Source organism: Streptococcus sp. 2020WUSS089, assembly GCF_044427405.1.
Taxonomy (GTDB): Bacteria; Bacillota; Bacilli; order Lactobacillales; family Streptococcaceae; genus Streptococcus; species Streptococcus hashimotonensis.
This window is the reverse complement of the sequence record NZ_JAOTGD010000001.1, coordinates 198967-212055: the sequence shown is the minus strand read 5'-3', so window position 1 is coordinate 212055 and position 13089 is coordinate 198967. Positions and strand designations below refer to the sequence as shown.

The window sequence follows — 13089 nt, the reverse complement described above, 5'->3', positions numbered from 1 at the left end:
GAGATGTTGACACGAACCCTGAGAAGAGAGGTTGGTCTTTTTGCCCAGCCTCTTTATTCTGTTGTCAGTAAAATCCTTTTCAAATCTTGGACGGTTTCGACTATCATGGTGGCCCAGCCTTTTCAAATTCCTGTTTGTTCCCATAGCCGTAAAGAACACCGATGGCGGGAAGTTGGTGTTTGCGTGCTCCTTCAATATCATGTTCCCTATCTCCAATCATTACAGCATGGTTTGGAAATGCTTCCAATTGATTTATAGCATAGCCGATGACGTCCGCCTTACTGATGCGACTACTATCCAGACTAGCACCGGCAATGACATCAAAGTAGTGAGCAATACCAAAATGTTCTAGGATCTGTTTGGCAAATATTTCTGGCTTTGAGGTAGCAATTACTAGTGTTTTTCCAGCTGTTCTCAATTCTTCAAGCAGAGGGATGATTCCAGGATAGAGTTGATTTTCAAACATTCCTTTTTCTTTAAAATAGACACGGAAAGCGTCAACTGCACTTTGTGTATCTTCAGGGCTGAGTTGGTAGAATCGTGAAAAAGATTCATAGAGTGGCGGGCCGATGAATCGGTTTAAATTGGCTGTATCTGGTTCTTCAATTCCCATTTTTTCTAGTGCGTAGGCGACGGAGTTTAAGATTCCTTGTCCAGAATCAGTAAGAGTTCCATCTAAGTCAAATAATATAGTTTGATACATACTTATCTCCTTTCTTTCAGTATAACACAGACGATGAAAAACAGAAAAGATTTATTGAAAGCTGAATAGTAGCGTGATATACTAACAATATAAAGGAGGTTAGTATCATGCATATTCTCATTGCTCCGGATTCATTTAAAGAGTCTCTTTCAGCTACAAAGGTTGCTGAAGCGATTAAAAAAGGATTTTCTAAGGTTTATCCACAAGCAGGGTATGACTTAATTCCCCTAGGAGATGGTGGCGAAGGGACAGTTGAGAGTCTAATGCAGGCCTTATCCTTGGATGTAACCCAGACTTGGGTGACAGGTCCATTTGGCGATAAAATTAAGGTTTCCTATGCGGTTAAAGATGATCTTGCGGTTTTTGAAATGGCTGAGATTGTAGGGCTGGCAAGTATCCCGCATGGAAAAAGGAGTCCTCTCTTTATTAAGACACAAGGGGTTGGGGAGCTGATTGTAGAGCTCGTTCAAAATGGTGTTAAACGCATATTTATAGGAGTAGGTGGCTCTGCCAGTCATGATGGTGGTATCGGAATGGCGGCAGGTTTAGGAGTGAAATTTTATAATCGAGAGGGAAAAGAAGTAGAGGCAATTGGAGCTCATATCGGGGAGATTGTCAGCTTTTCCACAGAGGATATGTTGGTAGATTTATCTCAGGTCAGGATTGATTTGGTAACGGATGTGGAGAATCCGCTTTGTGGACCAGCGGGAGCCACATTTGTTTTTGCAGGTCAGAAAGGTCTTGCCTCTGCTGAATTTGAACTAGTAGACAAGAAAATGGAGTCCTTTTATAAATTGGTTAATCCAATGCTACTCGATTTAGCTGGAGCGGGTGCTGGAGGAGGTATGGCAGCAGGTTTAGTCCAATTTGCTGGTGCTCGCATTCAAAAAGGCATCGACTTTGTCTTGGACCAGTTGGACTTTGATCATCGTGTTGCTAAAGCGGATCTGGTTGTGGTCGGAGAAGGGCGGATGGATGCTCAAAGCTTATCAGGGAAGACTCCGATAGGAGTAGCTAGACGTACGCCGACTGGGATTCCCATCATTGCAATTTGTGGTAGCCTCAAAGACGATCTTCCCGAGTTTCCTTTTGAAAATATCTGCGCCGCTTTTCCGATCATTGCAAGCGTTGAAAGTTTGGAGGACACGCTTCAAAAAGCAGAAAAAAACCTGGTCCGCACGGCAGAACAGGTGGCAAGAATTCTTCAGTTAGGAGGCCAACAAAGATGGCATTAGTAAAATATATGGCTATTATCTTATTTATTTTTATTGGTCTTGCAAAACTAGTATCCGTTTTGAGACTTTCCGAAAAAGAAAGAGGAATGGAAACGGATGTAATAAAGGCAAATAGAGCAATGTTCTTTTTCAATGAAAAAAATGAAAGAGGCAGATTGCTGGGAATCCTTTGTCTAACCTGTATTATTTTTACTTTAATATTTATACTGCTTTATTGATAAATAAGTCTAACCAAATAATTTTTTCCAGAAGGAAGGTTTTGCATCTTCCTTTTTTTCTTCTGGTTTTGAGATAAGATTTGGAAATATAGATTCTAAGCTAACTTCTTCATTATCCACAGCGTGATTTGTGTGAAAGACAAGTGCGTAGGGAGACTGTCCTATTTTTTCATCGATGATAGCGGTAGTAATGCCGAAGTTCTGAGCAATTTTTAGTAGTGAAATTTGTTGCTTGTCAGACAGGGCTGGCGAGAGTTTGAGGAATAGAGGAGAGTAGCTGTTTGCTAGTTTTTGGCAAATTGTATCGAACTTATTTCCGACGACTTCACTACTCAAATCGTCAAAGGAAACGAGCAGGACAACCCGTTCGCGATAGGTTCCCATGTATAGACGTTGTTCATCTGGATTCAATCGTGTTTCGCCAGAGGCTTTCTGTAGTATGGTAGTATTTAAATCGTTCATGGTTTCAGTATAACATACTCAGTTAACTTTGAAAAGGAAGGCGTTTACATTATTTCTTTCAGTAAAATAACCTGTTTTTTCTTGAAAAATCCCTTCTTTTAGGGTATGATAGCTATGTAACAATTTTAAACTCAAAGGAGAGTAATATAATGTCAATTATTACTGATGTTTACGCTCGCGAAGTCCTTGACTCACGCGGTAACCCTACACTTGAAGTTGAAGTTTATACTGAATCAGGTGCTTTCGGACGTGGTATGGTTCCTTCAGGAGCTTCTACTGGTGAGCACGAAGCAGTTGAGCTTCGCGACGGTGACAAATCTCGTTACCTTGGTCTTGGTACTCAAAAAGCTGTTGACAACGTGAACAACGTGATTGCTGACGCTATCATCGGTTTTGACGTTCGTGATCAACAAGCTATCGACCGCGCTATGATCGCTCTTGACGGTACTCCTAACAAAGGTAAATTGGGTGCAAACGCAATCCTCGGTGTTTCTATCGCTGTTGCGCGTGCTGCTGCTGACTACCTTGAAGTGCCACTTTACACTTACCTTGGTGGATTCAACACTAAAGTATTGCCAACTCCAATGATGAACATCATCAACGGTGGTTCTCACTCAGACGCTCCAATCGCTTTCCAAGAATTCATGATCTTGCCAGTTGGCGCTCCTTCATTCAAAGAAGGTCTTCGTTGGGGTGCTGAAGTATTCCACGCTTTGAAGAAAATCTTGAAAGCTCGTGGTTTGGTAACAGCTGTTGGTGACGAAGGTGGTTTCGCTCCTAAGTTCGAAGGAACTGAAGACGGTGTTGAAACAATCATCGAAGCTATCGAAGCTGCTGGTTACGAAGCTGGCGAAAACGGCATCATGATCGGTTTCGACTGTGCGTCATCTGAATTCTACGACAAAGAGCGTAAAGTTTACGACTACACTAAATTCGAAGGTGAAGGCGCTGCTGTTCGTACATCTGCAGAACAAATCGACTACCTTGAAGAATTGGTTAACAAATACCCAATCATCACTATCGAAGATGGTATGGATGAAAACGACTGGGATGGCTGGAAAGCTCTTACTGAGCGTCTTGGCAAACGCGTTCAATTGGTTGGTGACGACTTCTTCGTAACAAACACTGACTACCTTGCACGTGGTATCAAAGAAGGTGCTGCTAACTCAATCCTTATCAAAGTTAACCAAATCGGTACTCTTACTGAAACATTTGAAGCTATCGAAATGGCTAAAGAAGCTGGCTACACTGCCGTTGTATCACACCGTTCAGGTGAAACTGAAGATTCAACAATCGCTGACATCGCAGTTGCAACTAACGCTGGCCAAATCAAGACTGGTTCATTGTCACGTACAGACCGTATCGCTAAATACAACCAATTGCTTCGTATCGAAGATCAACTTGGTGAAGTTGCAGTCTACAAAGGCTTGAACTCATTCTACAACTTGAAAAAATAAATTAGTACAGTGTACTAATTTATCCCCGAGCTAGCATAGCGAGGGTTATAGTAAGAACAAGTCCGAAAATTTTCGGACTTGTTTTTCAATGTCTGGGAGACTGTTTTATCCCCGAGCTAGTATAGCGAGGGCTATAGTAAGAACAAGTCTGGAAAGCTCCAGACTTGTTTTTTCGTCGTACAGTGTGCTAATTTATTTTCGGGCTAACAAAGTGAGGGACAGCAAAACTCTCTAGGGAGTTTTCTTTGTCTTGATATTGATAAAATGATATTCTAAAAAGGCATATCAACTTAAGTATTCTCATTTTGAAAAGAGATGGAGAGTGGGATGATAGAGTGGATATTTTTTGATTTGGGTTCGACGCTTTTAGATGAAGAGGCTGCTTATGGTTATTATATAGACAAGTGTGTGAAGAAGTTAGAGTCTCTGGATATAGAGGTTTCATCAGATTCTTATAAAAAGAAAATGGTGGAGTATGCTCATAAGTCACTGGACCCCATTCGTGCGACCTGGCAATATTTTGCACCGACTGAGCCACGTCCTTTGTGGACAAATAAGGGTGTGAGCCTGTATCCTGAAACAATAGATGCTCTAGAGAAGTTATCACAAAACTATCGTTTGGGGATTATTGCCAATCAGTCTAGTAGTATTAGAGAACTGCTTAAAGAGTGGGGAATTGAGTCGTATTTTCAACTCATCATCCTCTCTGAAGAGGTTGGGCTATCTAAACCAGATACAACTATTTTCACACTTGCCTTGCAAAAAGCAAATATCCCTACAGATAGAGTTGCCTATGTCGGGGATAGGTATGATAATGATATTCTACCTGCTAAATCTTTGGGAATGTGGACTGTACGGATACTGACAGGTTTTGGGAAGCATGCCAGTGAAAATGAAAAATTGAAGAGTGATTGGGTAATTCCTTCATTGCAAGAGATAACAAATATTTTTGAACAAACAAAAAACTAGACTGAACATTCTCAGCCTAGTTTTTACATGTATTAGAACAAGCCTTTAACTTTATCTAAAAGACCGTTAACACCTTCAGAACCTGATAACAAGCCTTTTGCTTGTTCCAAGTATTCACCGAATTGGTCCTTGTTTTCTTCGATAAATTGTTTTGCACCATCAAAGTCTTTGTTTGCAATCAATTCTTTTACTTGGTTAAAAAGATCTACTGGATTCATGTTGAAATCACCTCCTATGAGACTATTAAACCAAAACTGGACGGATTTCACAACTGAAACGACTTATAAAAATGTAACGCAAACTGCTTCAGGAACATAGAAATCGTGTGAAAGCTCAGTCAAACAGCCATTTTCGGCATCTCTTTCGAATACAGTTGCATTGTCAGAATCTTGATGGACAACAATCAAATGCTTTTCATCAGGACTAAGCGTGAAATCGCGAGGAGTTTTTCCATTTGTTGGGACGATTTCAACTAATTCTAAGCTGGCATCAGCAAGCGTTTTGTAGACTGCGATAGAGTCGTTTCCGCGGTTGGATCCATAAATAAATTTACCATCCTTTGTGATGCGAATAGCGGCAGTACCGTTGAAACCAGTATGGTCTTCTGGGAGAGTAGAGACAGTTTGTAGGTGTTCAAATTGTCCCCAGCCGTCATAGATAAGCACCTCAATAGTTGAATTGAGTTCACAGATGAGATAGGCGATTTTTGCGACAGGATGGAAGACAATGTGACGTGGACCACTTCCTGGTGCAGCCTGATAGGTTGCGATTTTCTCTACTTTTCCTTGGTCAGATACCTTATAGGTTACCACTTGATCACATCCTAAATCACAGGTTACTAAAAATTTATCGGGCGTCAAATCAGAAAAGTGAACGTGAGCGGAAGCTTGGTTTTCGTGCGGCCCAGATCCTTCGTGTTGAGCGATATCAGCTAATTCTAGTGAACCATCCGCCAAACGTTTATAAACAAGTAGTTGCCCTTTGTGGAAATTGGAGCCATAAACTAAATCTCTTGCTTCATCTACAGCGACATAGCAAAGTGGTGCGCCCTCTGATACAACATGGTTGAGTAGGGTATAGTCAGCATTAAAGGCAGCGATACCTCCTAGACCATTTTCAGCGCCGACGGAGTATAGATGTCCGGCCTTATCAAAGGCAAGGTAGGTAGGGTTAGGTTCTTCAGTGACCAATTCTAGATTCCTAAGTTGTCCTGTTTCAGAGTCAAAATTTGCTTTATAAATTCCTTTTGATTCACGTTTTGTGTAGGTACCGAAATAGATAGTCATAGGATTCTCCTTTTTGGAAATGATTGATAAAATTATACCATGTTTTTCTGAGAAAGTCGTATAAATTCTGTAGTTGATTTTTACAAAAATCCTTTCTCCATGTTACAATAGAAAAAAAGACTAGGAGTGTATTAGATGGAGGATAAGCATCAAAAATTTAGTCTGACTTGGTTTTTCCGCTTGTTTTTGAATAGCCAAGCGGTGACATTTTTATTAGTAACCTTGCTGACTTTTTTGACCATATTTATTTTTAGTAAAATTAGTTTCTTATTCAGACCAATAGGAAGCTTTTTAGAAATTGTATTGTTACCGATGATTTTAACAGGTCTTTTGTATTACCTATTAAATCCGATGGTTGACTGGATGGAAAAGCATAAAATTTCTCGTACAGTTGGTATTTCCATTCTCTTTGTTTTAATCAGTCTTCTCATTATCTGGGGACTGGCGGTGGCAATTCCGAGTATTCAAGAGCAAGTGACATCTTTTGCGCAAAATCTTCCTTCGAATATCCAGAAAATCGAAGGACAGGTAACTGGGCTCCTACAGGATCAGCGCTTTGAACAATTTAGACCAACAGCTCTGGAGATGTTAAATAAGGTCAATGATCAGATCGTTGCCTATGCTCAGAAGTTTTCTTCAAGCGCTGTGAATTGGGCAAGTAATTTGATTTCAACCGCCTCACAGATTATTGTTGCTATTTTGATTATGCCTTTTATTCTCTTTTATCTGTTACGGGATGGTCAGTATTTGAATAAACACATCACCCAATATCTACCAACCAAGTGGAGAGAACCGATTGGAACAGTACTATCAGATGTGAATGGGCAATTATCAAACTATGTTCGTGGTCAGGTGACCGTTGCGATTATTGTTGCCCTGATGTTCTCAGTGATGTTCTCAATCATTGGTCTTAGCTATCCAATAACCTTGGGGGTGATGGCTGGTTTCCTCAATCTAATTCCGTATTTGGGTTCTTTCTTGGCCATGATTCCAGCTGTTATTTTAGGATTGATTGCTGGTCCAATCATGCTGATAAAGGTTTTAGTAGTCTTTATGATTGAGCAGACTATAGAAGGTCGTTTTGTGACACCATTGATTATCGGAAGCTCCCTAAGTATTCATCCGATTACCATCTTATTTGTATTATTGACAGCTGGTCAGATGTACGGTGTCCTAGGAGTTCTTCTGGGAATTCCAATATATGCCTCTATTAAGGTTTTAGTGAAAGCGGCATTTGAGTGGTACAAGGCACACAGTAGTTTGTATGAAGATGAAGAAAATGAGGTTGTGAATGAACAATAGTGAAAAAATGTTGGTTTGTTTGGACCAACAGGATTTAGATAAGGCAGATAAGTATTTCAAGCGCGCCTTGGCGCAAGATGATAGTGAAACGCTTTTGTCCTTGGCAGCCTACTTAGAAGGCATTGGTTTTTTCCCACAGGCTAGACAAATCTATGAACAGGTCAAAGAAGAATTTCCCGAAGTACTGATCAATCTGGCTCAGATTGCTTTTGAAGATGGCTTGGTTGAAGAAGCTTTCGGATACTTGGAGGAAATTTCGGAAGACAGTCCTGTCTATGTGGAAGCCTTGTTGGTCAAGGCGGACCTGTATCAGGCAGAAGGCTTGTCGGATGTGGCGCGTGAAAAATTGTTGGAAGCAAGTCACTTATCAGATGAACCCATCATCCTTTTTGGCTTAGCAGAATTGGATATGGAACTGGAGCTTTTTAATGAGGCTATTTCCTATTATGCCCAGTTAGACAATCGTGAAATCTACGAATTAACGGGAGTTTCCACCTATCAGAGAATTGGTATTGCCTATGCAAGTTTAGGGAAATTTGAAGCGGCCATTGAATTTTTGGAAAAAGCTGTTGAGTTGGAATACGATGATCAGACGGTCTTTGAATTGGCAGCTCTGCTATTTGAACGAGAAGAATACCAAAAAGCCAATCTCTATTTCAAGCAGTTGGATACCATCAATCCTGATTTTGAGGGCTATGAATATGCCTATGCTCAGTCGCTTCATGCCGAGCATAAGATTGATGAAGCCTTGGTTATGACACAAAAAGGCTTGGCTAAAAATGACTTTGATGCCAATCTCTTGCTCCAGGCTTCTCAGTATGCCTATGAATTGCATGACGAGGCGGTGGCAGAAGATTATCTTCTACGGGCAAAAGAGGTGGCAGATGATAGTAACGAACTAGCTCTACGTTTGTCCAATCTGTATCTTGAACAGGAGCGATTTGAAGAGGTTATGGCTTTATTTGATGAAGAGGTAGATAACGTTCTAGCTCGCTGGAATGTGGCCAAAGCCTATCAAGCTCTAGAAAGAGATGATGAAGCTATTGAGCTTTACGATGAATTGGCCGGAGAATTGGCTGAGAATCCTGAATTTTTAGCTGATTACGTAGCGGTTTTACGTCAACTTGGTCGCTTGGATGAGGCAAAAGAGCAAGCTAGTCGCTATATCCAATTGGTGCCAGACGATTTAGCCATGCAAGAATTTTTGAATGAAGAGTAGGTTATGCAAGTAAATCGATTATTTCAATACAATACACTCGGTGCCTTGATGGCTGGACTGTATGGCGGCTCCTTGACGGTTGGTGAATTGTTGGAACATGGTGATTTGGGCTTGGGAACCCTGGATTCCATTGACGGCGAGCTGATTGTCTTGGATGGAAAGGCCTATCAGGCCAAGGGAGCAGGGGAAAAACCAGAAGTGGTTGAAGTTCCTGCTGATATGAAGGTCCCCTATGCGGCGGTCATTTTCCATGAGGCAGAAGTCATTTTCAAACAACGCTTTGAAATGACTCATGAGGAATTGCATCAGCGAATTGAATCCTATTATGATGGGGAAAATCTCTTTCGCTCCATCAAAATCAAGGGGACTTTCGCTCGGATGCATGTCCGCATGATTCCCAAATCGGCTTCGGATGTCCGTTTTGCGGAAGTGGCTAGTCGCCAGCCTGAGTATACCGCTGAGAACATTTCGGGAACCATAGTTGGTATTTGGACGCCAGAAATTTTCCACGGGGTCAGCGTGGCGGGCTATCATTTGCATTTTATCTCAGATGATTTGACCTTTGGGGGTCATGTCATGGACTATATTATTTCAGAAGGAATGGTGGAAGTGGGACCAGTCGATCAGCTGGATCAACGCTTTCCAGTCCAAGACCGCCAGTATCTTTTCGCTAAGTTCAATGCCAAGGAAGTCAGAGAAGATATTGATAAGGCGGAGTAGATTTCAATACAGAAAAATCCATGAACTAGATTTTCATGGATTTTATTTTGTCTTCAGTTGGGGTGACGCGGAGGGTCTTCTGACCGCGGTAGGTCACAAATCCTGGCTTGCCACCTGTTGGCTTATGCAGTTTCTTAGCTTCTATCATATCGACTTGAACCAAGTTGGAATGTCTAGCCTTGGAGAAGTAGGCGGCCAATTCAGCCGCATCTGTCTTGACTTCGTCACTTGGGTCCAAGTTATCTGTGATGACCACATGACTGCCTGGAATGTCTTTGGCATGGAACCAGAGTTCGCCTTTCCTTGCCATTTTGAAGGTCAACTCATCATTTTGCAGGTTATTTTTTCCTACCAGAATAATGGTCTTCCCGTCCGTCGCCAAGTATCGCTCAGGCTTCTGACGCTTATGGATTTTCTCACGGTGGCGACGCTTGAGGTAACCTGTTTCAATCAATTCCTCGCGAATCTCATCGATTTCTGCCAGACTAGCCTGTCCCAGCATGGTATCAACGGACTCCAGATAGATGATGGTTGCCTTGGTTTCTTCAATCAAGTTGGTCAGGTGCTTGACCGCCTCCTTGAGTTTCTGGTACTTCTTGAAGTAACGCTGGGCATTTTGGCTAGGAGTCAAAGCCACATCCAACTCAATCTCCAGCTCCTGGCCTGTATAGTAGTTGTCCAAAATCACGCTCGGCTGATCATTGGGCACCTGATGCAGATAGGTGGTCAAGAGCTCGCCCTTTTGCCGCACCAACTCCGCCGTCTCCGTATCCGCCAATTCCTGCTCCTGCTTGACCAGCTTCTTGCGATTCTTCTCTAACTCACTGGCCACCCGCTTGATCAGCTCATTGGCCTGTTGGGCCACCCGATCCCGCTCCGCCTTGTCCTGATAGTAGAAGTCCAGCAGACTGCTCAGGCTCTCAAAGTGTGGCTGGTTTTCAGGGCTATTGGCAAATGGCAGAGCAGCATAGGACTTGTCTGTCAGGCTAGGCTGTGTTGCCTGGTCAAAAAAGGCACGGAAGTTCTTCAGACGGTCTGACTGCAAATGACTGGCCAGTTCAGAAGCTGTGTCCCGACCCAAACCTTGAAAGGCCTGTTGGAGATTTTTTGGACTCAGTTCCTGAGTCGATAGGATTTCAAATAATTTCTCGTCAGATACCGTGTAAGGATTGAGAGAATGCGTCTCCGGTGGACGAATGTAGGTCGAGCCTGGCAAGATGGTCCGGTAGGAATTTTGCGAGAAACCAATGTGCTTGATAGCCTCGATAATCTTCTGTTCAGACTTATCCACCAAGATGATATTGCTGTGCTTGCCCATGATTTCCACAATCAAGGTAGCTTGGATATGGTCGCCAATCTCGTCCTTGTTGGATACCGAAAATTCTAGGATGCGGTCATTGTCCAACTGACGAATGTCCTCGATAATGGCACCTTGCAAATATTTCCGCAGAATCATGGTAAAGGTATTGGGAACCTTGGGATTGGTAAAGTCTGACTGGGTCAGCTGAACCCGACCGAAGACCGAGTGGGCGGATAGGAGCAACTTGTGGCTCTGACGGTTGCTGCGGATATTGAGGACAATTTCCTGTTCAAAGGGCTGGTTGATTTTCTGAATCCGCCCGCCTTCTAAATTGGCCCTTAACTCAGCCGTCATGTGATGTAAAAAAAATCCGTCAAAAGACATGGTTTTCCTCTTTCTAATCGCTATAACTCAGTCTAGTATATCATATTTCATAGATTTTTTGATGAGACCCAGCACGGAGCCGGAAGAAAAATTTTCTGAAAATTTAATCAAAAGTATTGACAAAGATTGATGGATGCCGTATAATCGTCTGTAATCAGAAGAAGTAGTAAAGCAGAAGTCTTCAGGGAGCCTGTGGTACTGGGAACGGGTGGCGGAGTTTTATGAAATGGGCTGATGTGTATTTATGTTTATTTTATGACGTCGTTAGTCGGTCTTGCCGTACCACCAGTACTGCCTTCACCCGACTGCCTAGTCCTAAAATGACCTAAATTCACAAGGATTGTTTGGCATAGCATACTTTGCGTAGACTGTTTTGGCTGAGTACGAGGCAGGTCGACGCAGCTTATACTAGCGGTATAGCAAGGAGAGCTAACGAAGGTTTCAGCCGAAACAGTCACGCAAATGAACTTAAAACAATGATAGTTCGGTCCGCACACCTTACAGTGCAACTCCTTGTTAGAGGAGATGAGATATGGGAGGATTCTAGACAATTCCCATAAGTGAGGTGGCACCGTGTCATTGACGCCCTCGCGTATTGTTTTTCAATATGCGGGGGCTTTTCCATTGTCTTCGTAGATTACTTTTATATTGCGTCACGTTCGGCTTGCCTAACTCAAGTTATGTCTGCGCCTCCGTTCCTAATCTAAAAGCAATCTACTTTGACAATTATTAACAAAACGAGGTAATCATGATGAAACGATGGCGATGGTGGGATAATATATTGATGATATAGAGATTGAATATTGTGTATTTTTAAAGGAGAATGAATATGTTGAAAAATAAAAATTTACTTGCTACAATTGTTGCTCTCACTGTTATGGTAGTTGCTGCCCTGTTTTTGACGCAAAAAGAACAGAACAATTCATCTAATAGCACAGAAAAAGTTAAAATTGGAGTTCTGCAGTTTGTGACGCATGATTCACTAGATGAGATTTACAAGGGAATTAAGGCTGGACTAGAAGAAGGTGGGTATTCTACAACAGACAATCTGGAGATTGATTTTATGAATGCTGAGGGTGATCAATCCCAAGTTCAAACCATGAGTAAAAAATTGGTGGACAATGGCAATGAATTATTGATTGGTATCGCAACACCTGCTGCACAAGGTCTTGCCAATGCAACCACAGAATTACCCATTATCATGGGAGCTGTGACAGATCCAGTCGGAGCCAACCTGGTGACGGATTTGAAAAATCCTGGTGGAAATATCACAGGGGTATCTGACCAGACACCAGTAGCAGATGCAGTTTCTCTCATTAAAGAAATTACACCAGACGCTAAAACTATCGGTGTCCTCTATTCTTCAAATGAGGACAATTCAAAAATTCAAGTAGCGGAATTTAAGGCAGCAGCAGAAGAGGCTGGCTATACTGTTCTTGAATATGCAGTTGCTTCTAGTAATGAAATTGCAGCGACAGTAGAGGTCGCAAGTAGTAAAGCAGATGTTCTCTTTACACCAGTAGACAACACAGTTGCTTCAGCATTTTCAACTGTCGTATCTGTGGCAAATAAAACCAAAACTCCAATTTTCACCAGCGTAGAAGACATGGTAGAAGGTGGAGGTATTGCATCTGTTACCCTTAGCCAATATGACTTGGGTGTGGCAACTGGTAAGATGGCTGCAAAAATTCTTGATGGTGCCAATCCATCGGATACACCTGTACAAATCTTTAACGAAGGAACCGTTGTCGTTAACCAAAAAGTTGCTAAAGAATTAGGAATTACCTTGTCAGATGATGTGATTAGTAAAGCAAGCAAGGTTATCGAATAAGAG

At 42.1% G+C, this 13089-nt stretch carries 12 protein-coding genes and 1 pseudogene; 8 read left to right on the top strand and 5 right to left on the bottom strand.

Annotated features, from left to right (window positions below):
* Window positions 1-53 precede the first annotated feature (53 nt).
* Window positions 54-703 (bottom strand): annotated as a pseudogene (locus ODU46_RS01010) (HAD family hydrolase).
* Between the two features lie 107 nt (window positions 704-810).
* Between ODU46_RS01010 and ODU46_RS01005 the strand changes: the two are divergent.
* Complete coding sequence (locus tag ODU46_RS01005) at window positions 811-1938, top strand: glycerate kinase (RefSeq protein ID WP_114866365.1); 1128 nt, start codon at window positions 811-813, stop codon at window positions 1936-1938.
* Window positions 1929-2156 carry a hypothetical protein gene (locus ODU46_RS01000; RefSeq protein WP_398579085.1) on the top strand — a complete coding sequence of 76 codons (228 nt, stop codon included), beginning with the start codon at window positions 1929-1931 and terminating at the stop codon, window positions 2154-2156. The genes ODU46_RS01005 and ODU46_RS01000 overlap by 10 nt, the downstream gene beginning before the upstream one ends.
* A gap of 9 nt (window positions 2157-2165) precedes the next feature.
* On the opposite strand, the gene ODU46_RS00995 is transcribed toward ODU46_RS01000, so the two are convergent.
* Window positions 2166-2618 (bottom strand): DUF1694 domain-containing protein, encoded by a 453-nt coding sequence (locus ODU46_RS00995; protein ID WP_024377924.1) that lies wholly within the window; start codon window positions 2616-2618, stop codon window positions 2166-2168.
* A 149-nt stretch (window positions 2619-2767) separates the two neighbouring features.
* On the opposite strand from ODU46_RS00995, the gene eno reads away from it, so the two are divergent.
* Window positions 2768-4075 carry a surface-displayed alpha-enolase gene (gene eno / locus ODU46_RS00990; protein ID WP_002935704.1) on the top strand — a complete coding sequence of 436 codons (1308 nt, stop codon included), beginning with the start codon at window positions 2768-2770 and terminating at the stop codon, window positions 4073-4075.
* A 327-nt stretch (window positions 4076-4402) separates the two neighbouring features.
* The gene (locus ODU46_RS00985; RefSeq protein WP_398579084.1) at window positions 4403-5044 is read left to right on the top strand and encodes an HAD family hydrolase; all 642 of its coding nucleotides are present in this window, start codon (window positions 4403-4405) and stop codon (window positions 5042-5044) included.
* Window positions 5045-5076: 32 nt separating this feature from the next.
* Here the strand turns inward: ODU46_RS00985 and ODU46_RS00980 are convergent, their stop codons facing one another.
* Complete coding sequence (locus ODU46_RS00980) at window positions 5077-5262, bottom strand: hypothetical protein (protein ID WP_002935693.1); 186 nt, start codon at window positions 5260-5262, stop codon at window positions 5077-5079.
* Between the two features lie 63 nt (window positions 5263-5325).
* Complete coding sequence (locus ODU46_RS00975; RefSeq protein ID WP_208573818.1) at window positions 5326-6330, bottom strand: lactonase family protein; 1005 nt, start codon at window positions 6328-6330, stop codon at window positions 5326-5328.
* Window positions 6331-6465: 135 nt separating this feature from the next.
* On the opposite strand from ODU46_RS00975, the gene ODU46_RS00970 reads away from it, so the two are divergent.
* From ODU46_RS00970 to budA, 3 genes are read left to right on the top strand one after another with little or no spacing between them, the layout of a single operon-like run.
* On the top strand, window positions 6466-7632 hold the full coding sequence (locus tag ODU46_RS00970) for an AI-2E family transporter (RefSeq protein WP_002935690.1): 1167 nt from the start codon (window positions 6466-6468) through the stop codon (window positions 7630-7632).
* Entirely contained in the window at window positions 7622-8851 is a 1230-nt protein-coding gene (locus ODU46_RS00965) for a tetratricopeptide repeat protein (protein ID WP_336372092.1), read from the top strand. Before ODU46_RS00970 ends, ODU46_RS00965 begins: the two co-directional genes overlap by 11 nt.
* A 3-nt stretch (window positions 8852-8854) precedes the next feature.
* Window positions 8855-9571, top strand: a complete 717-nt coding sequence (budA, locus tag ODU46_RS00960; protein ID WP_029172203.1) for an acetolactate decarboxylase — start codon at window positions 8855-8857, stop codon at window positions 9569-9571.
* A gap of 25 nt (window positions 9572-9596) precedes the next feature.
* Here budA and ODU46_RS00955 read toward each other — a convergent pair whose 3' ends face one another.
* Complete coding sequence (locus tag ODU46_RS00955; protein ID WP_398579083.1) at window positions 9597-11255, bottom strand: NFACT family protein; 1659 nt, start codon at window positions 11253-11255, stop codon at window positions 9597-9599.
* 829 nt (window positions 11256-12084) lie between these two features.
* On the opposite strand from ODU46_RS00955, the gene trpX reads away from it, so the two are divergent.
* On the top strand, window positions 12085-13086 hold the full coding sequence (gene trpX, locus ODU46_RS00950; protein WP_398579082.1) for a tryptophan ABC transporter substrate-binding protein: 1002 nt from the start codon (window positions 12085-12087) through the stop codon (window positions 13084-13086).
* The last annotated feature ends 3 nt before the right edge of the window (window positions 13087-13089 follow it).